Here is a 23,155-nt window from a genome sequence, read left to right as displayed (position 1 = left end):
TTATCTTTTCTACTGAACGTCGAGTTTATCGACTGTATCGAATTCGAACTTAATCTCCTTCCATGTCTCAAGAGCAATTGCCAATTCAGGGCTATGCTTTGCAGCTTCTAGAAGGATATCGCGACTTTCTTTTTCGATTTCTCTACCTGCATTACGCGCTTTCACACATGCTTCTAGAGCTACTCGGTTCGCAGCCGCACCAGCCGCTGATCCCCAAGGGTGTCCATGAGTACCACCTCCAAACTGGAGACATGAATCATCTCCAAAGATTGCAAGCAATGCTGGCATATGCCAAACATGAATACCACCAGATGCCACAGCAAATACACCAGGCATAGAACCCCAATCTTGATCAAAGAAGTTACCGCGAGTACGGTCTTCAGGGACAAAGGATTCACGTAGGTTATCGATATAACCAAGAGTTGTTTGACGGTCTCCTTCTAGTTTTCCAACAACTGTTCCTGTATGAAGTTGATCTCCGCCAGATAGACGCAAACACTTAGCAAGAACTCTGAAGTGGATACCATGCTGAGGATGACGGTCGATAACCGCATGCATAGCACGGTGAATATGAAGAAGCATGCCATTCTCACGGCACCAATTAGCAAGACCTGTATTAGCAGTAAAGCCACCAGTGATGTAGTCATGCATAATGATTGGCATGTCAAGTTCCTTAGCGAACTCAGCACGCTTATACATCTCTTCAGGAGTAGTTGCTGTGCAATTCAGGTAGTGACCTTTAACTTCACCAGTTTCCTGTTGAGCTAGCTTTACAGCTTCAGCAACAAATTCAAAACGCTCTCTCCAACGCTGGAATGGCTGAGAATTGATATTCTCATCATCTTTAGTTAGATCAAGACCACCACGAAGGCATTCATAAACAACACGACCGTAGTTTTTACCTGAAAGACCAAGTTTTGGCTTAATAGTACAACCAAGTAATGGACGACCGTATTTATTAAGACGATCACGTTCAACTACGATTCCACTAGGTGGTCCGCCGCAGGTCTTGATAAATGCCATTGGGAAGCGAATATCTTCAAGACGAAGATGACGCAGGGCTTTAAAACCAAAGACGTTTCCAACAAGTGATGTCAAAACGTTAGTTATAGATCCTTCTTCAAAAAGATCTAAGGGATAGGCAATAAATGCATAGAAGGCGTCCTTGTCTCCAGGAACATCTTCAATGCGGTAACAGCGGCCTTTGTAGAATTCAAGATCTACAAGTAATTCTGACCAAACTGTTGACCATGTACCTGTAGATGATTCAGCCGCAACAGCTGCTGCAACCTCTTCCTTAGGTACACCTTCCTGACCTGTGCATTTAAAACATGCAAGTAGATCAGTATCTAGGGGGACGTAATCAGGAGTGAAGTAAGTATCTCTATACTCCTTAACTCCAGCATCATACTTTTTAGCCATTGATAGCTCCTGTTAATTAGTTAGAAGGTTGAAAATTTGAAAAGTCCTCTCCTCTTAGGACTTAATCAAAAATCAGTCCTTCTGACCTAAGAAGTTACCGTTGCCCAGAGCTGGCTCAACTTCACGATGAGGACGAGCAATGATGTGAGCTGCAACGAGTCCGTCACCTACACGCTCACAAGCGTCTGCGCCTGCACGAACTGCTGCGTTTACAGCACCAGTTTCTCCGCGAACCAAAACTGTTACGTAACCACCACCAACAAACTCACGACCAATCAAGCGCACTTCTGCTGCCTTGGTCATAGCGTCAGCAGCTTCAATAGCTGGTACTAATCCGCGTGTCTCGATCATGCCGAGAGCAATACCCATTGTTTCGCTAGCCATGTCCTATTTTCTGTAAAGGGATGGAATGTTCAGGAGGGACAATGGCCCGCCAAAGAGCAATTAGTCAAGGGGATTTTCTAATAGCGCTGATTACAGTTTCTAGTCCTATTCATAAGCTGAGCTTATCACCCTTGCTACGACAGTTGAGTAACACTGTTCGATCAATAGTCAGGACATACTCATATTGCATTGCGTAAACAAGTTCATGTAGTTATTTTTACCCACGAGACAGCTTCCTGGCTATGTCAGGGTTGGAATGTTCACCCAAAAACTGTCTCAAAATCATCTACAAAATTCAACTATTATTGTTTTTGACTTCTTCTTGTAAGACTATATAAGACTAGTTAAATGATTCGATTTGAAAAAACCACTAATAACCATTGCTAGTGGTAATCCCAAGAAGGTTGCTGAGATAGAGGCAATGCTTGGGCCGCTACCAATTGAAGTTAAAAAACAACCTAGTTCTTTAGATGTTGAAGAAACCGGAAAAACATATCTGGAAAATGCCATATTGAAAGCAAAAGCAGCAGCGGCATTAACTAACAGTTGGACTATTGCAGATGATTCTGGACTTGAAATTGATTCTCTTGGTAATGCTCCCGGTATCTTTTCTGCACGACTTGCCGAAACAAATGAAAAAAAAATAGAAAAAATTCTAACTGCTCTCGGAGATAGTCCTTACAGAAGCGCAAAAGTTTGCAGCGTGATGGTTCTCTGCTCTAACAGTGGAGAGATAATCCAAAATACAATAGGAATTTGCTGGGGCGAAATTTTAAAAGAGCCTGCTTACCCCAATGGTGAATTTGAATCATTATTTTTTGTTCGTGAAACTAATTGCACTTATGGGGAATTAAATAATGCACAATTATCAAAACATGGAAGTAGAGGTAAAGCCGCTAGAGAATTAGCGCCTTACCTTTTGAAAGCTATAGGAATTAAAAATAATTAACTTCTATTTATTTGATCAATAGATCTCATCGCCGCAGCCGCAGCCTCTTCAACATCTCCCTCTTTTCCAGCCAAAGTCAGTCTTCCAAAAGCACCAACTCCTTTCACATCAACGATTGTGATGTTTGATGCCTTCTCTGCTTCGTTCGCAGCCATCAAAACATATCCCGCTGGTTCAGTCTCAAGGATGAACATACTCATTCCAGATTGAATCATTGAGCCACGTCTATTTTGGCGATTGATCAAAACAGCATGGTCCGGAGTAATAGAGCGAATAACCTCAGTCCAAGTAACTTGAGGATCCGTTCTCCTATCAATTGTGCTACCTATGGCATCTAAAACGACATCGCCTGAATGCAATACTGTACTTTGATCTCGGTGATAAAGAGCAAGAGATCCAAATGCCCTTTCAACGATCATTTGCCCTAATCGAACGTTGCTGGCTTTTAGTGCGATATCTGTAACCCTATGCACAGCCATTCCAGGAGAAACCTCCATCCAAAGACAAGCATCACCGGGTATGGGTAAAAATCCTGAACTTGCAGTACCCATATAAGCAGCAAGTTGAGGTTGCAAAGAATCTAGAAATACATATGTTCTTAATTCAATTTGTTTTACATGACTTGCTTGACGAGCAACTAACGATTTTTCAGAATCAGTTGTTATTACTCTCTTTGGATCATCGGCAAGATATTCATTTACCTCTGCACCAGTAACTCTCTGACTTCCTCCTGGTCGCCTCTCATTATTTTTAAATGTGGCGAATCTCGTCATGCGCGAGATACTACCTCAAAGATTGTCTTTTTAGCTAGCAATTGAGACTTGCATGCTGATTGTAAGCCGATAAATTCAAGATATATTGATTTTACGAAAGAATGTCTGCAACTCAGCCAAAGGATCCCAATAACAATAACTCAAATGCTGAAATCAATCCGGAGCAAGCGCTAGGTTTAGTCTCGTTAGGTCTTATGCAAAAATTGTCTGACAAAGGTATTGCTGACTTGAATTGGTTAAAAGAAGACGAAAAATGTGATACATATGAGCTGCGTCAAAGACTTGAACTAACTTCTCTAGCTATAGAAACAGGAGCCCCACTAAGCACAACAGAAGTATCAAAACTTTTAGGCGTCAGACCAGGCTCTTCAAAAGTTGAGAGAGGTGGTCTCATTGCTAAGAAGTTAGCAAGAAATGTTTGGAGATTAATCAAATCAAGCCAAGAAAGTTCTCATTGGCGTAATTAGAAGGACCAAATTTAGGCTTTATAATGAGCCTTAGCGTCATATAGAGTTTCTTCATTAATTTCTCTGCATCCTGCTTGGCGGGCATAATTCTCTGTATTTCTTCTTACTTTACCTCTTACAAAAAATGGGATTTTAGAAAGCTCCCTTTCACCTTCATGAGTCCATATAGGATCTGAACTTGTATTTGTTGAATCATTCGAAATTGTAGTTTTAACTCCTTGATTAATATTTTCAGTTCCTTTTCCACCTAAATGGCCTAAATGACTTTGATGACCGTCAACAAATTCGAAGTCATGCTTAAACATGCCAATTAGATGTTCCTCAAGTCCCATCATTAATGGATGTACCCAGTCATCAAAAATGACATTTGCGCCCTCCCATCCCATTTGAGGGCTATATCGAGCAGGTACATCCTGCACATGCATTGGGGTGCTGATTACAGCGCATGGAATACCAAGTCTTTTTGCGCTATGTCTCTCCATTTGCGTGCCAAGCACTAGTTCTGGAGATGTTTCTTTTATCGCATCTTCTACTTCCAAGTAGTCATTGGTTATTAATGCCTCCAATCCAAGCGCCTTGGCGGCTGGACGAACTTTCCTAGCCATTTCACGGCTATAAGTTCCTAGACCAACAACTTTAAAACCAAGTTCCTCATTAGCAATTCTTGCTGCAGCGAGTGCGTGTGTTCCGTCCCCAAAGATAAAGACTCTTTTTCCTGTTAAGTAATTCGAATCCACTGAATTCGAGTACCAAGTTAATTTGGAATTATTAGATTCATTTACTGATTGAGGGATTTCCATCTCTAAAACTTCGTGTAATTCTTTAAGAAAATCCTGAGTAGCCCCGACGCCAAGAGGAACTGTTTTTGTAAAAGGAATATTTAAATTTCTTTCAAGCCAAATACAAGTTGATTCCGCTATTTCTGGATAAAGGCAAACATTAACATCAGCATTAGGGATTCGCATTATATCTGCAGGAGATGCTCCTAAGGGTGCCACAACATTGACATCTATCCCGTACTGACCAAGTAGTTTTTGTATTTCCAAAACATCATCTCGACATCTAAAGCCAAGCAAAGTTGGTCCAAGTAGATTTACTCTCGGTCTTCTTTTTTCTTCCTGCCACGTATCCTTTGATTCATTAGAGTGGTCTTTGAGTAAAGTTCTTACGATTTGATAAAAGGTCTCAGATCCACCCCAGTTTTCCTTTTTGCTATAGGCAGGTAATTCGAGGCTGACAATTGGGATATCAAACCCCATACCTTTTGCTAGTGATCCAGGCTGATCTTGAATTAATTCAGCAGTACAACTTTCGCCAACTAAAAGAGTCTCTGGCTTAAATCTGTCTACGGCTTCTTTTATATGTCCTTTTACAAGTTCTGCTGTGTCACCACCTAAATCTCTAGCTTGAAAAGTCGTATAAGTTACAGGTGGTCTGCTCCCACGGCGTTCAATCATCGTGAAAAGAAGGTCAGCGTAAGTATCTCCTTGAGGAGCATGTAAAACATAATGTAATTTTTTCATAGACGTAGCTATTCTCATCGCACCAATATGAGGAGGTCCTTCGTATGTCCAGAGAGTTAATTCCATGAGATTAATTTGATGTAAGAGTTTTAGTAGGGTTTAAAATGTCATGCCTTCGAAGTGGTCTTGAGAACAATTCTGCTAGATCAGAAGCTTGATCAATCCCGTGAATGGGGCTGAAAACCATTTCAATTGACCATTTAGTTGATATTCCCTCTGCTTCAAGTGGATTAGCTAAACCCATTCCACAAACGACTAGATCTGGCGAACTATCTCTTACTCTGTCTAATTGTTTCTCTACATGTTGTCCTTCTACGATACGACAATCAGGAGGTAGCAAGTCTATTTCTGCTTTCATTAAATCTCTATTTAAGTAAGGCGTTCCTATTTCAACAATCTCCATTCCACACTCATTACTTAGAAATCTGGCGAGAGGGATTTCTAATTGAGATTCGGGCAAAAGAAACAGTTTCTTACCAGAAAGCTTCTCAACATGAGGAGCCAAAGCTTCTTTTGCCCTTGAAATCAATGGATTTAAGATTGAATCAACCTTGGATTTATCGATGCCAAACGAATTCGCAGCGGCCTGAATCCATAAAGTGCTTCCCGTGACACCAAGAGGGAAAGGAGCATCAATTATTTCAGCACCTTTATTTTTAAGTTCTCTGGCCGTATCCGTTAAGTAAGGCTGAGTAAGAAGGACTTTTGTTTCAGGACCAATTGAGGGTAATTCAGTTGACTGTCTAGGTGGAAAACTTTCTACTTTATCTATTCCAAGCCGATTAAAAATACTTATTAACCTGTCCTCCACCGCGTTAGCAAGCGTTCCCACTAAAAGTAATTTCTTTTGATCACTCTTAGGCATTAATGGAATCAAAGCCTTTAATGCTCCGTCTTCGCCTTGTGTGAAAGTTGTTTCTATTCCACTTCCCGAATAATTCAATACGGTTACTTGACCTTTAAGTTCAATATTCAGATTTTCGGCAACTCTTGAAAGATCTATTTTTATGACTTCGCTTGGGCATGAACCAACAAGAAAAAGGGTTTTAATTTCGGGACGTCTAGCTAAAAGATTTTTAACTACTCGGTTTAACTCGTCATGAGCATCAGCTAATCCAGCTAGATCTCTTTCTTCTAAAATAGCCGTTCCAAAACGGGGTTCAGCAAAAATCATTACACCTGCTGCACTCTGAATTAAATGAGCACACGTTCTGGAACCCACCACAAGGAAGAAAGCATCAGGCATTCTCCTGTGAAGCCAGACAATAGAGGTCAACCCACAAAAGACTTCTTTTGGACCAGATTCTTTAAGGAGCGTTGCACCGCTCATAGAAATTTAATACATATATATATTCAAACTGCATCTAAAAAGGGTAAACCGTCAACAAACACTTAATCTCTTTCGCATTTAGTTACTTTTTCGTTACCTAATGTCTGAACACGGTGACTTTTGTTTTTCGCAATAATAACGACCCTCAGTTCCCACAATACATTCAAGTGCTAATTTGTTACACATCAATAGAGCAACAAACATGAGTAAAAATACGCATTTAAGGCGTTTAATGTATATATGTTTTCATTTGAAGATATATATTTAATGTTAAATGTATCGAATTCTCTAAACATTTCCTAAAGAGATATTTGCCTGCAAGAATATAAACAAGGACTTTCGAGAAAAAAAATTAATGACTTCGACTTTGACTCGTAAGGAGGATGGTGAAGGTAGCGTTCAGGTAAAACAAGATCCAACAGCTCAGATCCAAGAAGGAGCACTTGTCATTGCTGTTTATGGAAAAGGAGGTATTGGTAAATCAACTACTTCCTCAAATTTATCAGCTGCATTTTCAAAACTTGGCAAGAAAGTTCTTCAAATTGGTTGTGATCCAAAGCATGACAGCACTTTCACCCTTACTCATAAGATGGTTCCTACTGTCATAGACATACTTGAGGAAGTCGATTTTCATAGTGAAGAACTAAGGCCTGAAGACTTTATGTTTAAAGGATTCAATGGTGTCATGTGCGTTGAGAGTGGTGGACCTCCAGCGGGAACAGGATGTGGTGGCTATGTCACAGGACAAACAGTCAAACTATTAAAAGAGCATCATCTTTTAGAAGATACTGATGTAGTTATATTTGATGTTCTTGGTGACGTTGTATGCGGTGGTTTCGCCGCTCCATTGCAACATGCAAATTATTGTCTAATTGTTACTGCAAACGATTTTGATTCTATTTTTGCAATGAACCGCATTGTCGCAGCAATAAATGCTAAAGCAAAAAATTACAAAGTTCGTCTAGGAGGTGTAATAGCAAACCGCTCTGCTGAATTAGATCAGATAGAAAAGTTCAATGAAAGAACAGGTCTTAAGACCATGGCTCATTTCCGTAACGTAGATGCTATACGCAGATCAAGACTGAAAAAGTGCACAATTTTCGAAATGGATGCAGAAGAAGAAGGCGTAGTGGAAGTTCAAAATGAATATCTTTCATTAGCCCAAAAAATGATAGATAACGTTGAACCATTAGAGGCTGAACCTTTAAAAGACCGTGAAATATTTGATCTACTTGGATTTGATTAAAGAAGTATTTGAAAAATTATTTAAGACCAACTAGTTGCATAGAAAAATCCCAAACCTTTCTAGAAGTAATTGGATCAGTCACTCGATCGGACAATTCTTGTGAAAATTGTTGTCTGTCTTTTCGTTGTCTATTTCCCCAGCTCCAATGGACACCAGATATAGCGAATTGAGGGTCTGATACGACTTGAGCCACCCTATCACCCGCAAGCGCTTCACTTACGAAACCTCCCGTTATTAATTTCTGAAACCATGGGAATAGCCACTGAAATATTTTAGGAGTGTTTCTAAATAATCTTGTATTGGCTACACATCCAGGATATAGAGAGCTAAAAAGAATTGGAGAAGAATTGAATCTTCTGTGTAATTCTTGGGTTGTAATCATATTGCATAACTTACTGTCTTTATAGGCTTTGCCTGGTTTAAAACGTTTACCACTAGCCATTGATATTGGTTCGAGAAAACCTTCTTCAAATCCAGATAAATTTCCTAGATCAGCAGGAGCTGGGATTGGGATTTTACCGCCAAGTTCTTTATTGTTAGCAGTAACAGTTCCTAAAATAACTACTCTGGATGATTCCACACCCCAAGATCTTCCCTTCCAAACTGGTCTTGATGACTTACTAAGATTTTCCAAAAGCAACTGAATTAGTAAAAAATGTCCAAAATGATTAGTTGCCATTGATATTTCATATCCCTGAGGAGATCTCAAAGGTTTTTTTAAACGAGGAAGATAAACAGCAGCATTACAAACCAAAGCATCCAATGGCTGTTCCAAATCTTGTAAAAGAGTTTTAGCCCCATTGCGTACGCTTTCCAAGTCGCCAAGATCAATTTGCATATGTTTAAGCTGTCTCGGGCTGTTAATAGGTAAACCAACAGCTGAGGCTGAAGCCTCGGCTCTAAGAGAACATCTATTTGCAGTAATAACTCTCCAGCCCCTTTCTACCAAAGACTTTGTTGCGTACAACCCAACTCCTGATGTTGTTCCAGTAATTAAGACAGTTCCTGGTGCCGCTTGTACTAGAGCCATCTTCTTTAGTAAAAACTTTTTTTAATCAATTTCAAATACAAATCTAAACCGAAGAAAGGCAAAGTTAATCATCGCCAAATAACTCTGACACTATTTGGAGTAATCCACTGATCTTGCTCCTTAAAAAAACTTTGTTCTCCACCATTAGTAAACATTTCATCAAAACGTAGTCTTAACTTATGAAGTTTTTTTGATTCCTTATCTAATAAATACGATAACTCTAAATTTCTATTAACACGTTGATGAGAAGCGATGCCTAAGTTTACGAGGCTGGTTGCAAATACAATAAATAATCCAAACTTCAAAATCAATCCTACATTGGTATACAAAAGCTCTCTCATGACTTCTTCTCTCTGAAATTCAGAAACCTGAGTAAAAGCGTCAATTTTTTTATTTACAAGAGGTTTGCTCTTGCATATTTTTTTTGAACGCCTCCTTCTGAATGGCACTTCAATTCGTTGAGGATGTCCCAAAATTAAATGACATGTCCCGATTTTTTTAATAGTAACTTAATTAATAATGGAATCAATTCTTTGCCTTCTGGCAATACATCAATAAATTAAAAATAAATAATGAAGAATATAAAAAATTAATTTTTTAAGAACTCAGTAAAACTACAAATATCATAATTTAGTTAAATGCCAATTAAATTACTTTAACAATCTTTAGAATAAAGTTTATGATAATTTGAATTTTTTTTTCAAAAGTATTTATAAAAGACAACTAAAATCGAAAATGAACAATCTAGAAGAAATTCTTTACTTAAACCCTCTTGAATTAAGTGGCCCAGAGCAAATGGCAATCGATCTCTTTCTTTTAGAGAAGTCTTTTACTGACAATAATTTTAATATGGCAATTCGTTTTTATACTTGGGATGGAGACTGGTTATCTATTGGGAAAAATCAAAAAAAACTTCCTAAAGCATGGCTTAAACTTTTAAAAGATGAAGAGTTAAAAATTATAAGAAGACCTAGTGGAGGGAAAGCTGTTCTTCATAGTAGAGGTCTTACTTATGCACTCATATGGAAATATCCGCCAAGGAACAAAAAAGAATCATATTCAAAGATAACTCAATGGCTAAAAGATGGTTTTAAAAAAGCTGGAGTAGATCTTTTTTTAGGAAATCAACCAGTGGACATAACAAATAGTAATTGTTTTGCATCTTCAACATTGGCTGACTTGATTGATAAAGATAAAAACAAGCATATTGGGAGTGCTCAATACTGGAAAAAAGGACATTTGCTTCAGCATGGGGAGATCTTAATGGAACCCTCAAAATATTTATGGAAAAAAGTTTTCAATGCTGATCCACCAAAGATAAAAAATCAAGTCAAAGAAAAAGATAAAATTATATTTTTTTTAAAAGAATCCTTAATTAAAATATGGCCCAATTTAAAGCTATCTAATTATAAATTAGATAGCAAGGATATGAAAAAAATAAAACGTCTAGCCATAGAAAATCCCCAAATAATAAATCATTTTTAATACTCTTCTAAATCATCAGGAACCATCGACCTTGCTATATCAGATAAATTCAAGCCTAATGGATATATATTCTCTTTTCTTGCAACTTTTATTAATTGATCTGGAAGGTTTAATCCAATTTTTTTAAGTACTGCTTTCCCTATATCTACTCTATCCAAAGTTCCAATAGGAAGACCAGAAACTGAAAGAACAAGAAGTCTTGAATATATTGTATTTTCTATTTTTTTTATTGCTTTCCATAATAATTCTTTTTCACTAATTGATGGTAATTCATCTATTGGCGATGAAAACTCATAAAGAAACTTTTTATCCCAATTTTGTACAGGAATATCTTTCAAAATCTTTTCAGTCAGATAACCTACCCATCTACCTTCTCTGCACAAAAGTATCCATTCTTCATTAGAGTATTTATCATTATTAGATTGATTATATTTAGATAAAACTTTTACAGGCAAATCATCTTCTAAAACCCTATATGAACGACTACAAACTTGATTAACATGTAATTCAGATAATATCTTTTGTATTTGAATAATTTGGCTCTGTGACTTAGATGAAGTAAAGATAAATAAACCGATAATAAATAAGCATGCTGCTATATAAAATCTGCCACTAAGTAAACTAAAAATCCCGATAAAGATAGCAAGAAAAGAAATTAATCTCGCGGAAGCAATTGCAGCTTTAATCCCTTTATTTTTACTCCCTGTGAGGTGCCATATTAGAGATTTTAATATAACACCACCATCAAGAGGAATTATCGGAAGCAAGTTAAATATTCCTATCAAAAAATTAAGCCTTCCAACCTGCTTAAATAAATTAGAAATGATAATATTTGATACTAATAATTTATTACTTAATAAAATCATTAAGAAAGCTAATAAAAGACTCACAATTGGTCCTGAAATTGCAATTTTCAAACTTCCTTTTGATGTCTTACATTCCTTTTCAAGGTTTGCCATTCCTCCAAGAAAAAAAAGTGTTATGTCTTTAACTTTTATACCCTCTCCAATTGCCACAAAAGAATGAGCCAATTCATGCAATAAAACAGATAAAAATAAAAGAATTGACGTAAAAGCACCTATAAGCCATCCATTCCAAATAGATACTTGACCATCAAAAAGAGTCTCAAACTGATCTTTTGCTGACAAAGTAAAATATAAGAAAATCAAAAACCAACTAGGATGGATTCTCAAAGGAATCCCTTTGATTTTCATAACTTCCCAACTACCCAAATTTAAAGTCCTCCAAATTCTCAATAAAATCTATTTCAATCAATCCTAATAAAATTCTGGTAATGATCAGAAAATCTCTTTCTAAAAAATCAACAGCAATAAAAATTTGTGGAATAACTAACACTTCGCAAGCAAAATCCATAGCTCAATTCAAAATTAATGCTATTGGAGTTATTGGCGTAAAAAAGTCTCCTCGTTTTGTACCAGAAGAAGAGTGTATAAAAATTTTTGATGAAATAGAAAAAGTTTCTTCAAACATTGAGAAAGTATATGTTATTGCAAATGCAAAATTAGAAACGGTTAAGTCTATAAATAATAGATCAATTCCACCTTCAGTAATACAACTACATGGGAATGAATCAGTTGATTACTGTCGTGAATTAAAAAATGAATTTCCAACACTTAAATTATGGAAAGCCTTCAGATTAAAATCTATAAATGATTTAAAAGTTATAAGTCAATATGAGAATAATATTGATGCTATTCTCTTAGATGCATGGGATGATAAATCCCTTGGTGGTACTGGAAAAAGAGTACCAATAGAATTACTAGTTGAAAAAACTTTTAAAGTCCCTTGGATCTTAGCTGGTGGGATATCTGCAGAAATAATTCCTGAAATCTTTTCTAAACTTAGACCTAATGGAATTGATGCCTCTAGTCGACTGGAAATATCTCCAGGTATTAAAGATCTTAAGAAAGTTGAATCTCTTGTTCGCGAAATAAGAGCACAAAATTAAAATGCTCCTGCAGCAGGCATAAGAGTTATATCCTCGATAATTTGATCAATTGGCTGATTAGCAAGATGTAAAAGTTCAAATGCCACTTGATCAACTGAGAGCATCGAATCTCTGTCAAATTGCATGCCGACGGTATCAGAATCCCAAAGAGATGAATTTACCGACCCAAGTGTAAGTGTGCATGCACGTATTAAATTCTTACGTTCTTCTTCTGCTAAGCATTTAGTAAAACTTGCTAAAGCTGCTTTAGAAACACAATAGGCTCCCCATTGTGGAAAAATATTTCGAGAAGCATGACTACTAACATTGATAACTAATCCTCCTTTTTTTCTCATCAAAGGAACCACCTCAGAGCAAACCTGAAAGATGCTGGTGAGATTCATTTGCATGATCCATTCCCATTTTTCAAGTGGCATGGATAAAAGGTCTCCAGTCCAAGCAACCCCAGCATTGTTTATCAAAACTGAGGGAATCAGACCATTATTCATTAATTCAAATATTCCCTTAGAAATATTTTTGGGATTACTCAGGTCAATAGATTTGTAGAAGACCTTAACTTCTTTATTATCGATTTCTTCAACTAATGTTTTGAGATCATCTTCAGACCTGGCTAAAAGTAATAAATCCCACCCAGAGTAAGCAAAAGCTTTAGCAGCCGCTCTACCAATTCCTCTAGAAGCACCCGTAATTAATACTGTTGACAAGAAAGTTAGAAGCAAACATTGAAACTTTAAACTGAAATTTCACTTTCGATAGACTGAGTTTCCAAAAATTTCCCCATTTTTCTAAATTTTGAATATCTGTTGTCTCTTAATTCATCAGAGGATAAAGCTAATAATTCGGATAAATGCTTCTCTATAGCATTTTTCAAAGTATCTCCTGCCTGAAGCGGGGCCCAATTATTCCCCCCAGATGGCTCTTTTAAGACCTCGTCAACAATTCCTAACTTCATAAGATCAGGTCCAGTGATTTTCAATGATGATGCTGCCTCAGGAGCCTTGGCAGCGTCTCTCCATAAAATCGATGCACAAGCTTCAGGGCTTGCAACTGTGTAAACACTATGTTCAAACATAAGCAACCTGTCTGCGACGCCTATCCCTAGAGCGCCACCAGATCCACCTTCCCCAATTACAGTTGCAATTATGGGGACTTTAAGCCTAAACATTTCACGCAAATTCACCGCGATTGCCTCTCCCTGTCCTTGTTCTTCTGCTATAAGGCCTGCATAAGCCCCAGGAGTGTCTATGAAAGAGATTATTGGAATACCAAAGCGATCAGCATGATCCATTAGCCTCAGAGCTTTTCTGTAACCTCCTGGCTTTGCCATACCAAAGTTTCTTGCAACATTCTCTTTTGTATCTCTGCCTTTTTGTTGTCCAATGAGAAGAACAGATTTCTCACCTATTCGAGCTAATCCTCCTATTAGAGCTTGATCATCAGTTCCATTCCTGTCTCCATGTAACTCAACCCAGTCTTCACAAAACATCTGTATGTAATCAAGCGTGCTTGGTCTTTGAGGATGTCTAGCTACTTGAATCTTTTGAGCTGGTGAGAGAGCATTAAATATTTCTTCTCGCCTTCTTGCTGCAAGAGTTTCCAATTGTAGAAGTTGCTGACTTACATCAACCTCTGAATCTCTTGCCAATTCTCTAATTTGATCAATTTGATTCTCCAATTCAACAAGAGGTTTTTCAAATTCGAGAAGAAAACGTCTAGCCATAAAAAAAAGTAACCAAATGATCAGACGGTTGATGTCTGAATATTTGATTTCAAACCAACAGCAGAAAACCCATGCCTTTCAGAAGCTTTGCCAATGAAATCCATCTTTTCCAAAGTAATATTATTCCTCCCCCAACTGAAATTGGTATGACAATTCTCGAATTCAAGAAGCATTGCTTCAGCAAAACACGCAAACATTTCTCTTTTAGGATTTTCCATCTCAGCTAATTCCATCATGCTCCAACCAATATCTTTGAAAAATTGAACTATTCCACCCTTTAAGACGTGTATTCCGGGTCCTGAAAACTTCTCACCTAGATTTTTTGGATATCCACCATCAATCATTAAGCACGGTCTTTTAATTTTAGATGGGTCAATTTCTAAAGTTTTAGGCATGCTTGCGACCCAAATCACGATATCTGCTTCAGGTAAAGCCTCATCAAGGCTAAGAATTTTCCCTCCTCCAAGTTGCGATTGAAGTTCAAGTAAAGGCTTTTGTTGTCTAGCAACTAAAAGAAGTTCAGAAACACCAGTTCGATTAGAGAGCCACCTACAAACAGCACTACCAATATCCCCAGTAGCGCCAACAACAGCCACTTTGGATTTGCGCAAATCAATTCCTACTTGGGGTGCATTTTGCTCTAACTGTCTACAAATCACCCAAGCTGTATGAGTATTACCAGTGGTAAACCTTTGCCAATCAAGAGTTGTATTTCTAACTTGTTGATTTTGAAGCAAATTAAAATTTTCAAAAATTATTGAGGTAAATCCACCTAGAGCTGTAATGCTGATCCCTTTCTTTTGAGCTAACTCCATTGCATTTAAAACTTTTCTTCTTGCAGTTTTGAAGCGACTTAGCATTTCAGGGACAAAGCATGAGTCTATGTAAGCTCCTTCAATAGTCTTACCGATAGCACTTACAACCTTTACATGCTCTACAAGCTGAGGGGGTGCTGTACACCATACGTCCAAATCTCCTTCAGCAATATGGTCATACCCCAAGCCCAATGCCTTTCTTTTGGCATCTTCAAAACTTGTTGAATGTCCAATTAGCCCAAACATTTGGCACCAAGCAAAATCAAAATTAAAACTAAATATTTATCCAAGATTGAAGGTTAGACCACCAAGGTCACAAAAAAAAGAATTCCTCAAGAACTTTAAGTTCTTGAGGAATAGCTGAGAAAAAAAAATATAAATTTAAAATCTCTAAATCACTGCTGCAAGAGCCATTCTAGCAATTTCTCTATTATCAAGACCAATTTCCATAAGTGAATCTTGATAAGCAATCATAAATTCCTCCATTAACTCTTCCTTATCCATATGAAGAACTTCCGCGTCATTTGACACTTCATCAAGCATAGATTTTATAAGAGGCAAATTTTCTTTATTCGCCTTCATTAGATCTTTCTTGACTGTTGGAAGATTAGCCTTGAGCCATTCTTGCCCATAGTTCAAGTGCAAGTATTCATCTTGAACAACACCCTCTGTGATCCTTTTCGCAAATGGATCAGCGACGCGAATGTAAACGTGATAAGCAGATATTGCAAAAGATTCAATCAAGATGCATTGAATTAAAAGACATGTTGTTGTATCTCCAACTTTAAAAGCATCTAAAAAATTATTATGGAGTTTTGAGAAAAAGGTTTTCGCAAAGGGCATATCTGGCTTTACAGCAAGATTTCTACCACAAGCACAAAAACCATTCATATGCTTTTTCTCCATCTTTCCTAACCTCACAAGCTCATCTGCATGTTCAGGAATCAACTTAGCGAGATCGAGAAAATTGGAATAAGCCTCTTGCTCGCCTTCAATTACAACTGCATTGATTCTGCTATAGGCATCTTTATAGGATTCCGAGGTGAAGTCCGGAAGAGAGTCAGAATTCAGCTCTTCTTTTTCTACGGTTAAATTGTTGGATGCAAAAGCTTGCATAGATCTATTAGAAATTTGTCAATCTGAGTGATCTTACAGAATTAAATCCAAAATGGTAGTTCAGTTACCACATCTTAACTGCTAGAAACAGGTCTTTCTGACATGATTGGCGGCCAATCACTCTCCAAAAGGCTTGTAAATAATGACTTCCAATGATCTATTAGTGCATTTTCTAAAGCGGCACCCAGTTCAGAATTTGAAGAACTTGCATCCCCAATAACTCCAGAAGAGCTTAAATCTTCTGTAAGCCATGCACATGGCGAGGCACCCTCAAGGCTCCACCCTTTTGGAGTAGAAATAATTTCTTTATCTATACCTTTATTTTTTAAGTAAGAATCATTTCGGACCAAATCTATACCCATGTGCAACATAAGGCTTGTTTCTGCTAAAGCAGCGTGAAGTCCTTCCTCAACTTCTTTCTCAGGCAGAAGATCATCTAAGCCTGGGACACCACTCCAAAGGAAACAAGGTAAGACTGCGAGGGAAGGACATTGAATTCTTAGTTGCCTCGAAACTGCTTGCAGAAGGCCTATTTGTCCTCCATGGGCATTAAAAAAGACTAATCTTTTAAATCCCATAGAAGCTATTTGCTGACCAATATCAGTTACTAGCGAAAGTAAAACATCCGCGGACAAGGATAAAGTTCCTGGGAAAGCTTGATGTTCAGGAGAGAAGCCAATTGATTGAGATGGAATCATCCAAATCGGCATTTTCTCTGGCAGACCATCAAGTGTCTTAATTAAAATATTTTCAGCAAAAAAAGTATCAGTAATTAAAGGTAAATGAGGTCCGTGTTGTTCACATGCACCAAAGGGCCAAACCAATGTAGATCCTTTAGCTGAAGCGGCTTTAGAGGCCTCAGGCCAGGTCAAATGCTCAAATCGACGAGTTTGGAAAATGATAGAAATCTCCTAATAATTAAAAAACAACTTACCCTTGACTGTAAGAATGTTTAACTTACTACCAAGGGTATTATGGGCGGGTCAGATTCTCAGCCTAAAAAAGCTACTCCCCCAAGTCCTGCAATAAATGCACCTCGCAAGCCATTGCAAGTGATGCACATCAGTCGAAAGACTGAGGAAGAAATCTCTAATAAAGAAGTCACTGACAAAACTAAAGATAAAATACTTGATGAAAAAGTTCTAGGTAAAACAAACCCTTCAGAGCTAAATAAAGCTCCTGAACAGAAAAAAATAATTCTTGAAGACTCTACCGATAGTTTTAAAGAAACAACAATGGAAGATCTCCTTAGATCCGAAAATAATTCTGAAAATAAAAACATCGAACCTAATAATGATCAAAAGATTTTTGACCAAAAAAGTAGAACAGTTGATGAATTTGATTTTGATGAAGACGAGTTTTTAGCAGCCTTAGAAGATAATCAACCAATAGGTACAACTGGAGAAATTGCAAAAGGTTCAGTTATAGCAGTTGAAAGTGATGGAATTTATGTCGACATAGGTGGGAAAGCTCCTGGATTCATGCCTAAAAATGAATGTGGTTTAGGTGTAATTACAAATTTAAAAGAGCGCTTTCCAAAAGGGATGCAAGTAGAAGTTCTTGTTACTAGAGAACAAAACGCAGATGGGATGGTAACTATTAGTTGTAGAGCTTTAGAGCTAAGAAAAAGCTGGGACAAAGTTCAAAATCTTGCAAAAGAAGGAAAAGTTATTCGAGTTAAAATAAACGGCTTTAATCGTGGGGGTGTTACATGCGACTTCGAAGGATTAAGAGGTTTTATTCCTAGATCTCAACTTGAAGACGGAGAAAATCATCAATCTCTAGTTTCAAAGACAATTAACACTGCTTTTTTAGAGGTAAATCCAGAGAGACGCAAACTTGTTCTTTCGGAAAAGAAAGCTGCGATTGCTTCAAGATTTTCGGAATTAGAAATCGGACAATTAATCGAAGGTGAAATACTAACGATAAAACCTTATGGCTTTTTTGTTGATTTAAAGGGTGTTAGTGGATTATTGCATCATTCAATGGTTACCAACGGAAGCATGAGAAGCCTTAGAGAAGTTTTTCAAGCAGGTGAGTCTATCAAAGCTTTGATAACTGACTTAGATCCTTCTCGCGGACGAATTGGATTAAACACAGCTCTTTTAGAGGGCCCTCCTGGAGAACTTATTACTGATAAAGCAAAAGTAATGGAAGAAGCGAATGAGCGAGCCGTTAAAGCTCGAAATAGTTTGAATAAAGAAAAAGTTGAGCATCAAAATGAAGAGAAAGACATCAACTTATCCTCTTAACTTTACATTGAAGAACAAAGATTGTGATCGCTACAAAAAAATCTGATTTAAAAAACACAGACTGGGAACTAGATTTTTATTCCCGACCAATAATTGATGAAAATGGAAAAAAGAGGTGGGAACTACTAATTACTTCTACAAATAATTTCAAAGATACGAAAACATTTAAATGGGAAAAAACATGTCCTGCCAATAGTGTTAATTCTATTTGGTTAAAAAATGCATTAGAAGAAGCTATTGATGAAGCTTGCTCACAAGGCTGGGAGAAGCCTTCTGTTATTCGTTGTTGGAGATCCTCAATGAAAACAATGATAAAACGTGCTGCAGATCAAATCGGAATTGAACTTATATCTAGCAGAAGAACATATTCATTATTAGAGTGGATTAATGATAGAGAAAAGAGCTTTTACCCTAAGCAAAAAGGGTATATTGGCGTCAACCTAGCTCCTCCATCAAGCCCAATTGCGAACCAAGCCATACCATTACCAGAAGAAGTAAGAGGAGACTCTTGGAGCTTTGCTTCACTTTCTCTAAATACACTTAGAGAGGCTGATGAATGGGAAATACAATTCTCTAATTTAATTCCAATAAAAGATTCAATTGATCAACATATTTCTATTCCTGGTATTAGACTTTTTAGTCCAAAAAGATCATTAGCACTTGCAGCTTGGCTTGGGGGGCTTGAACCAGCAAAGCTTTTAATAGAAGGTACTCAAATAATTTTAGAAGCAGGGCAATCTGACAGATGGTTAGTAACTGATGTCGATAAAGAAGCAAAAGAAGCTATTGAAAATAATTTTATAAATACAAAAATAGAGGCAGATGGACTTCAATTTATTTCAGTTCAGAAAAGTCCTGAAGAAAATTCTTTAGATGGTTTTTGGATGCTAAAGGATATTGGAGAGATTTAATAATTTCATTTATTTCCAATTTTATCTTTTTTGATAAAAACTTAAAACATAATTTTTACTAAGATTAAAAAGAATTATAAAATCAACTTATACAATAAATAATATTTATTATTTAGAGGAAATACATGGCGATAAAATCATTCAAGAAAAGCATTAAATAAAGCCTCATTAATCTAAATATACTTTGCCAAAATTAAATCCAAGGCTATTTAATTCTTATAAAAAACTTATTTAGCTCATGGAGTTGAATTTATTCAAATCATAGATATTTAGAATTTTATGATTTACTTAACAGTTATTTGTTGCCAATCCTTCATTTATATATTTCTCAGTTATATCAATTTTACTGTTAAAAGGAATAATTTTCGCTATTAGCATTCCATCTAGTGATCCTTTAGGCTTTAAGTTTACCTTTGTATGTCTTGGTAATTGTCTTTTTAACCAGACAATAGATTTCTCTTCGAAGTCAGGGCTGATTTCTGTGCATGCTATTTTCACTGTATAAGTTCGATTGTTGTCTCCAATTAACAAAACAGATGAACTACTAACTTGCAAAATCTCTGCTGCATAAACTTGAGAAAAAAAACAAAAAAATGAAAGAAATAATATTAAAGTTTTTATATAAAAATTATTCATAGAAAGTTGTTTAAATTATTAATTAATATCAGGTATACCAACCATTTGAGCATTACTTTTCCCGGGTGGAACCATTGGATAACAGTTTTCACCTTTTCTTACATTTACGTTTACGAGAACGGGTCCTTCATGCACCAAGGCCTTCTGAAGTTGAGGTATTAAGTGGTCTCTTTCTGAAATCACAATACCCTTAATCCCAAAAGCATTAGATAACGAAATAAAGTCAGGTTCACCTACAGACATGTTAGAAGCCGAGTATCGTTCATCATAAAAACTTTCTTGCCATTGCCTAACCATCCCCTGCCAATGATTATTGATAATGATTACTTTTAAATTTAACTTGTATTGAGCAATAGTTCCAAGTTCTTGAATGTTCATGAGAATACTTGCATCACCGGCGATACAAATGACTTGCTCATTAGGCAAAGCAACTTTAACTCCCATTGCAGCAGGCATTCCAAAACCCATTGTTCCAAGTCCTGCACTACTAATCCATTGTCTTGGCCCATTAAGCAAATATTGAGCAGCCCACATCTGATGTTGTCCAACATCAGTTGTAATATAAGCATCTTGGGCCAAGTCTCTTAAAGCGATTAATACTTCCTGTGGATAAATCTCTCCTTTTTTTGGTGGAGTAATCAAAGGAAAATTATTTTTCCAGTTTTTAATTTTATTAAGCCAGCTAGAAGTTCTTGGATTTGTTTTTCTTTGTTTACTGAGATCTAATAATTTAACAAGGCTAATTCCAACGTCACCTAATACAGAGACTTCAACTACTCTATTTTTATTTATTTCAGCTGGATCAATCTCAAAATGAATTACTTTTGCTTTAGGGGCAAAAGTATCTAATTTCCCTGTGACTCTGTCATCAAATCTTGCTCCAATGGCAATCAACAAATCACATTCAGTCACGGCAAAATTTGCATACGCTGTTCCATGCATGCCAAGCATCCCAACTGATAAAGGATCACGTTCATCAAATGCGCCTTTTCCCATCAAAGTTGTTGTTACGGGTATTTGATATCTATTAGCGATCGCATCTAACGACTCATGCGCCCCCGAAGAAATAACGCCTCCTCCAACGTAAAGGAGTGGTTGCTCAGCATTTTCAATTAAATCTAAAGCTGCACTTATAGCTTTATGTTCTGGTGCGAATGGTAGTTCAAAGCCTGGGGGCTTTATTGAACCTGGCTCGACAGGAAGATATTTAAACATCTCTTGTCCAACATCTTTTGGTATATCAATCAAAACAGGACCTGGTCTACCGGATGCGGCAATAAGAAAAGCTTGAGCTACAACTTTTGCAATTTCAGATGGATCTCTTACGACCCATGAATGTTTAACAATTGGAAGTGTTATCCCAAAAATATCTGTTTCTTGAAAAGCATCGGTTCCAATAGCAGGTCTGGGAACTTGTCCTGTTATGACGACAAGAGGCACAGAATCCATCTGAGCAGTTGCTATTCCTGTGACTAGATTCGTAGCCCCAGGACCTGAGGTACCAAAACAAACACCTACTTTACCAGTTGCTCTAGCGAAACCATCTGCGGCATGAGTTCCCCCTTGCTCATGTCGAACAAGAATATGTTTTAACCACCCCTCTTGCTCAGCTTTAAAAACAGCATCATATATTGGAAGGATTGCTCCGCCTGGATAGCCAAAAATAGTATCTACGCCGTGCCTACGAAGAGAATCCATCAAGGCATCAGCTCCTGTCATCTCAAATTGAGTTTGTGTTCCTGAATCTCCTATTTGATTAGATGCAGAAGTCAGGGTCACGGCAGAAGGAAATCTAGACTAACAATAAATCCTAGTATGCTTAATTTCAATTAAAATAAATTAAGCAAAGATTTAATTAAATCCTCTGATTTTTCATAACAAGCTGTTATCAAATTAACCAAGAAATATAGTTATTTTAATTTTTTACAATAATCCTATTTGATGCAAAGGTCCTCCTCCAATTATTAATTCCATCAAAAAACAAAGAAAAACAATCATTGCAACTCTTCCATTCCAAACTTCAGAGCTGTTATTCCATCCCCATTGCCATTTCTCTTGAGGATAAAGTTTTACTCTTTCTGGCAATTTTGATGCTTCCTCTAAACTAATCCCTTGGCCGTTTAAGCAAGAAGAAACCAAATCAGCCAATCCCTCAATAAACAAAGGATAGGTATCTAGTGCTGGGACTCTTTTAAAATTAACAATTCCATTTTTATTAGCAATTTCTTTGTACTCAATATCAATCTCTTGAAGCGTTTCAATATGCTCACTCACAAAACTTATTGGGACTACAACAAGTTCCTTGATGCCTGATTTTCCCAATTTTTCTAAGACTTCCTCAGTATATGGTTTTAGCCACTCTTCTGGTCCAACTCTGCTTTGATAAGCTAATGAGAATGAATTACTGAATCCAAGCGAATTTTCAAGTTGATCAATAATCAAAAGTGAACAGTTTTGTATTTGATCTTGATAAGGATCGCCAGCTTCCTCGACATAACTTTTGGGAACACCATGTGCAGTAAAAAAAACGTGTGCCTCTTGGGGTAATTCACAAGCAAGGATTTGTTTCTTTATTAATTCAGCCATTGAAGATACATAAGCTGGATGATCAAACCAACTTCGAATACAACGAATTGATAATTTTTCAAACTCTGAGTCGCTATCTCTTAACCTTTTTAATTCTCTGAAACTAGATCCACTTGTACTTATAGAGAAGTGGGGATAAAGAGGTAAAACAACAACTTCGTTAACGCCATCAGCCTTCATATCTGCTACTGCTGACTCAGTAAATGGATGCCAATACCTCATAGCAACATATGTAGTTGCATCTATCCCAATGTTTCTAAGATAACTTTGGAGTTCTCTTGCTTGCTGCTCAGTGATACGACGTAAAGGTGATCCACCTCCAATAGACCTGTAAGCCTCTTGTGATTTACTACTTCTTAATAAGCTTATAAGCCAAGCAAGAGGTTTTTGAAAAGCACGAACTGGTAAACGAATTATCTCTGGGTCCGAAAATAAATTATATAAAAATGGTCCAACATCCTTAATCCTCTCCGGACCTCCAAGATTTAATAAGAGGACACCAACCCGAGCCATATTAGAAAAAACTCCTTATAAAGGGTTA

At 37.0% G+C, this 23,155-nt stretch carries 23 protein-coding genes; 7 read left to right on the top strand and 16 right to left on the bottom strand.

Annotated features, from left to right (window positions below; genetic code table 11):
- Nucleotides 1–9: 9 nt before the first annotated feature.
- Nucleotides 10–1,422 (bottom strand): form I ribulose bisphosphate carboxylase large subunit, encoded by a 1,413-nt coding sequence (locus O5640_RS10750; protein WP_011294510.1) that lies wholly within the window; start codon nucleotides 1,420–1,422, stop codon nucleotides 10–12.
- 72 nt (nucleotides 1,423–1,494) lie between these two features.
- Nucleotides 1,495–1,806 carry a BMC domain-containing protein gene (locus O5640_RS10745; RefSeq protein WP_011130577.1) on the bottom strand — a complete coding sequence of 104 codons (312 nt, stop codon included), beginning with the start codon at nucleotides 1,804–1,806 and terminating at the stop codon, nucleotides 1,495–1,497.
- 358 nt (nucleotides 1,807–2,164) lie between these two features.
- Here O5640_RS10745 and O5640_RS10740 point away from each other — a divergent pair, with 358 nt between their 5' ends.
- On the top strand, nucleotides 2,165–2,755 hold the full coding sequence (locus O5640_RS10740) for a non-canonical purine NTP pyrophosphatase (RefSeq protein ID WP_269612479.1): 591 nt from the start codon (nucleotides 2,165–2,167) through the stop codon (nucleotides 2,753–2,755).
- Here the strand turns inward: O5640_RS10740 and O5640_RS10735 are convergent.
- Nucleotides 2,752–3,528: a BMC domain-containing protein gene (locus O5640_RS10735; protein ID WP_269612478.1), complete on the bottom strand. Its 777-nt coding sequence runs from the start codon at nucleotides 3,526–3,528 to the stop codon at nucleotides 2,752–2,754. The two genes, O5640_RS10740 and O5640_RS10735, sit on opposite strands and share 4 nt — an antisense overlap.
- Before the next feature lie 101 nt (nucleotides 3,529–3,629).
- Here O5640_RS10735 and O5640_RS10730 point away from each other — a divergent pair, with 101 nt between their 5' ends.
- Nucleotides 3,630–3,995, top strand: a complete 366-nt coding sequence (locus tag O5640_RS10730) for a hypothetical protein (protein ID WP_269612477.1) — start codon at nucleotides 3,630–3,632, stop codon at nucleotides 3,993–3,995.
- 11 nt (nucleotides 3,996–4,006) lie between these two features.
- Here O5640_RS10730 and O5640_RS10725 read toward each other — a convergent pair whose 3' ends face one another.
- Both O5640_RS10725 and O5640_RS10720 read right to left on the bottom strand, forming a co-directional pair.
- A complete protein-coding gene (locus O5640_RS10725; RefSeq protein ID WP_269612476.1) occupies nucleotides 4,007–5,584 on the bottom strand; it encodes a ferredoxin:protochlorophyllide reductase (ATP-dependent) subunit B in 1,578 nt (525 codons plus the stop codon).
- 4 nt (nucleotides 5,585–5,588) lie between these two features.
- Nucleotides 5,589–6,848: a ferredoxin:protochlorophyllide reductase (ATP-dependent) subunit N gene (locus O5640_RS10720; RefSeq protein ID WP_269612475.1), complete on the bottom strand. Its 1,260-nt coding sequence runs from the start codon at nucleotides 6,846–6,848 to the stop codon at nucleotides 5,589–5,591.
- A gap of 355 nt (nucleotides 6,849–7,203) precedes the next feature.
- Here O5640_RS10720 and bchL point away from each other — a divergent pair, with 355 nt between their 5' ends.
- Complete coding sequence (gene bchL, locus O5640_RS10715; RefSeq protein WP_269612474.1) at nucleotides 7,204–8,094, top strand: ferredoxin:protochlorophyllide reductase (ATP-dependent) iron-sulfur ATP-binding protein; 891 nt, start codon at nucleotides 7,204–7,206, stop codon at nucleotides 8,092–8,094.
- 16 nt (nucleotides 8,095–8,110) lie between these two features.
- On the opposite strand, the gene O5640_RS10710 is transcribed toward bchL, so the two are convergent.
- A complete protein-coding gene (locus O5640_RS10710; RefSeq protein WP_269612472.1) occupies nucleotides 8,111–9,124 on the bottom strand; it encodes a protochlorophyllide reductase in 1,014 nt (337 codons plus the stop codon).
- A gap of 68 nt (nucleotides 9,125–9,192) precedes the next feature.
- Complete coding sequence (locus O5640_RS10705; RefSeq protein ID WP_269612470.1) at nucleotides 9,193–9,597, bottom strand: hypothetical protein; 405 nt, start codon at nucleotides 9,595–9,597, stop codon at nucleotides 9,193–9,195.
- 262 nt (nucleotides 9,598–9,859) lie between these two features.
- Between O5640_RS10705 and O5640_RS10700 the strand changes: the two genes are divergently transcribed.
- Nucleotides 9,860–10,609, top strand: coding sequence for a lipoyl protein ligase domain-containing protein (locus O5640_RS10700; protein ID WP_269612469.1), 750 nt, complete (start codon nucleotides 9,860–9,862; stop codon nucleotides 10,607–10,609).
- On the opposite strand, the gene O5640_RS10695 is transcribed toward O5640_RS10700, so the two are convergent.
- Complete coding sequence (locus tag O5640_RS10695; RefSeq protein ID WP_269612468.1) at nucleotides 10,606–11,823, bottom strand: site-2 protease family protein; 1,218 nt, start codon at nucleotides 11,821–11,823, stop codon at nucleotides 10,606–10,608. The genes O5640_RS10700 and O5640_RS10695 overlap by 4 nt on opposite strands.
- A gap of 80 nt (nucleotides 11,824–11,903) precedes the next feature.
- Between O5640_RS10695 and O5640_RS10690 the strand changes: the two genes are divergently transcribed.
- On the top strand, nucleotides 11,904–12,578 hold the full coding sequence (locus O5640_RS10690; RefSeq protein ID WP_269612467.1) for a phosphoribosylanthranilate isomerase: 675 nt from the start codon (nucleotides 11,904–11,906) through the stop codon (nucleotides 12,576–12,578).
- Here O5640_RS10690 and O5640_RS10685 read toward each other — a convergent pair.
- The 5 genes from O5640_RS10685 to O5640_RS10665 all read right to left on the bottom strand — a co-directional run bounded on the left by O5640_RS10685 (nucleotide 12,575) and on the right by O5640_RS10665 (nucleotide 17,101).
- On the bottom strand, nucleotides 12,575–13,282 hold the full coding sequence (locus tag O5640_RS10685; protein ID WP_269612466.1) for an SDR family oxidoreductase: 708 nt from the start codon (nucleotides 13,280–13,282) through the stop codon (nucleotides 12,575–12,577). The two genes, O5640_RS10690 and O5640_RS10685, sit on opposite strands and share 4 nt — an antisense overlap.
- Before the next feature lie 26 nt (nucleotides 13,283–13,308).
- Nucleotides 13,309–14,298, bottom strand: coding sequence for an acetyl-CoA carboxylase carboxyltransferase subunit alpha (locus tag O5640_RS10680; RefSeq protein WP_269612465.1), 990 nt, complete (start codon nucleotides 14,296–14,298; stop codon nucleotides 13,309–13,311).
- A 20-nt stretch (nucleotides 14,299–14,318) separates the two neighbouring features.
- Complete coding sequence (locus tag O5640_RS10675; protein ID WP_269612463.1) at nucleotides 14,319–15,359, bottom strand: long-chain acyl-[acyl-carrier-protein] reductase; 1,041 nt, start codon at nucleotides 15,357–15,359, stop codon at nucleotides 14,319–14,321.
- Nucleotides 15,360–15,503: 144 nt separating this feature from the next.
- The gene (locus O5640_RS10670; RefSeq protein ID WP_269612462.1) at nucleotides 15,504–16,229 is read right to left on the bottom strand and encodes an aldehyde oxygenase (deformylating); all 726 of its coding nucleotides are present in this window, start codon (nucleotides 16,227–16,229) and stop codon (nucleotides 15,504–15,506) included.
- A gap of 74 nt (nucleotides 16,230–16,303) precedes the next feature.
- On the bottom strand, nucleotides 16,304–17,101 hold the full coding sequence (locus tag O5640_RS10665; RefSeq protein WP_269612461.1) for a creatininase family protein: 798 nt from the start codon (nucleotides 17,099–17,101) through the stop codon (nucleotides 16,304–16,306).
- Between the two features lie 102 nt (nucleotides 17,102–17,203).
- Between O5640_RS10665 and O5640_RS10660 the strand changes: the two genes are divergently transcribed.
- Nucleotides 17,204–18,481 carry a S1 RNA-binding domain-containing protein gene (locus tag O5640_RS10660; RefSeq protein WP_269612460.1) on the top strand — a complete coding sequence of 426 codons (1,278 nt, stop codon included), beginning with the start codon at nucleotides 17,204–17,206 and terminating at the stop codon, nucleotides 18,479–18,481.
- A 23-nt stretch (nucleotides 18,482–18,504) separates the two neighbouring features.
- Nucleotides 18,505–19,392, top strand: coding sequence for a Tab2/Atab2 family RNA-binding protein (locus O5640_RS10655; RefSeq protein ID WP_269612459.1), 888 nt, complete (start codon nucleotides 18,505–18,507; stop codon nucleotides 19,390–19,392).
- Between the two features lie 288 nt (nucleotides 19,393–19,680).
- On the opposite strand, the gene O5640_RS10650 is transcribed toward O5640_RS10655, so the two are convergent.
- From O5640_RS10650 to hemH, 3 genes are all read right to left on the bottom strand, one after another.
- Nucleotides 19,681–20,028, bottom strand: coding sequence for a nuclease (locus tag O5640_RS10650; RefSeq protein ID WP_269612458.1), 348 nt, complete (start codon nucleotides 20,026–20,028; stop codon nucleotides 19,681–19,683).
- A gap of 18 nt (nucleotides 20,029–20,046) precedes the next feature.
- Nucleotides 20,047–21,807 (bottom strand): biosynthetic-type acetolactate synthase large subunit, encoded by a 1,761-nt coding sequence (gene ilvB / locus O5640_RS10645; RefSeq protein WP_269612457.1) that lies wholly within the window; start codon nucleotides 21,805–21,807, stop codon nucleotides 20,047–20,049.
- 144 nt (nucleotides 21,808–21,951) lie between these two features.
- On the bottom strand, nucleotides 21,952–23,127 hold the full coding sequence (gene hemH / locus O5640_RS10640; protein WP_269612456.1) for a ferrochelatase: 1,176 nt from the start codon (nucleotides 23,125–23,127) through the stop codon (nucleotides 21,952–21,954).
- Nucleotides 23,128–23,155: the final 28 nt, after the last annotated feature.

This window comes from Prochlorococcus marinus str. MIT 0912 (genome assembly GCF_027359595.1).
Lineage (GTDB): Bacteria > Cyanobacteriota > Cyanobacteriia > PCC-6307 > Cyanobiaceae > Prochlorococcus_B > Prochlorococcus_B marinus_C.
The sequence above is the reverse complement of the archived record's forward strand: the minus strand, read 5'-3'. Positions and strand labels throughout refer to the sequence as shown.

Coding starts and splice junctions, on each gene's coding strand:
- O5640_RS10680 (WP_269612465.1), bottom strand. CDS start 14,298: ATGGCTAGACGTTTTCTTCTCGAATTTGAAAAACCTCTTGTTGAATTG.
- O5640_RS10725 (WP_269612476.1), bottom strand. CDS start 5,584: ATGGAATTAACTCTCTGGACATACGAAGGACCTCCTCATATTGGTGCG.
- bchL (WP_269612474.1), top strand. CDS start 7,204: ATGACTTCGACTTTGACTCGTAAGGAGGATGGTGAAGGTAGCGTTCAG.
- O5640_RS10745 (WP_011130577.1), bottom strand. CDS start 1,806: ATGGCTAGCGAAACAATGGGTATTGCTCTCGGCATGATCGAGACACGC.
- O5640_RS10660 (WP_269612460.1), top strand. CDS start 17,204: ATGGGCGGGTCAGATTCTCAGCCTAAAAAAGCTACTCCCCCAAGTCCT.
- O5640_RS10690 (WP_269612467.1), top strand. CDS start 11,904: ATGATCAGAAAATCTCTTTCTAAAAAATCAACAGCAATAAAAATTTGT.
- O5640_RS10720 (WP_269612475.1), bottom strand. CDS start 6,848: ATGAGCGGTGCAACGCTCCTTAAAGAATCTGGTCCAAAAGAAGTCTTT.
- O5640_RS10670 (WP_269612462.1), bottom strand. CDS start 16,229: ATGCAAGCTTTTGCATCCAACAATTTAACCGTAGAAAAAGAAGAGCTG.
- O5640_RS10710 (WP_269612472.1), bottom strand. CDS start 9,124: ATGGCTCTAGTACAAGCGGCACCAGGAACTGTCTTAATTACTGGAACA.
- O5640_RS10730 (WP_269612477.1), top strand. CDS start 3,630: ATGTCTGCAACTCAGCCAAAGGATCCCAATAACAATAACTCAAATGCT.
- O5640_RS10695 (WP_269612468.1), bottom strand. CDS start 11,823: ATGAAAATCAAAGGGATTCCTTTGAGAATCCATCCTAGTTGGTTTTTG.
- O5640_RS10650 (WP_269612458.1), bottom strand. CDS start 20,028: ATGAATAATTTTTATATAAAAACTTTAATATTATTTCTTTCATTTTTT.
- O5640_RS10735 (WP_269612478.1), bottom strand. CDS start 3,528: ATGACGAGATTCGCCACATTTAAAAATAATGAGAGGCGACCAGGAGGA.
- O5640_RS10675 (WP_269612463.1), bottom strand. CDS start 15,359: ATGTTTGGGCTAATTGGACATTCAACAAGTTTTGAAGATGCCAAAAGA.
- O5640_RS10700 (WP_269612469.1), top strand. CDS start 9,860: ATGAACAATCTAGAAGAAATTCTTTACTTAAACCCTCTTGAATTAAGT.
- hemH (WP_269612456.1), bottom strand. CDS start 23,127: ATGGCTCGGGTTGGTGTCCTCTTATTAAATCTTGGAGGTCCGGAGAGG.
- O5640_RS10750 (WP_011294510.1), bottom strand. CDS start 1,422: ATGGCTAAAAAGTATGATGCTGGAGTTAAGGAGTATAGAGATACTTAC.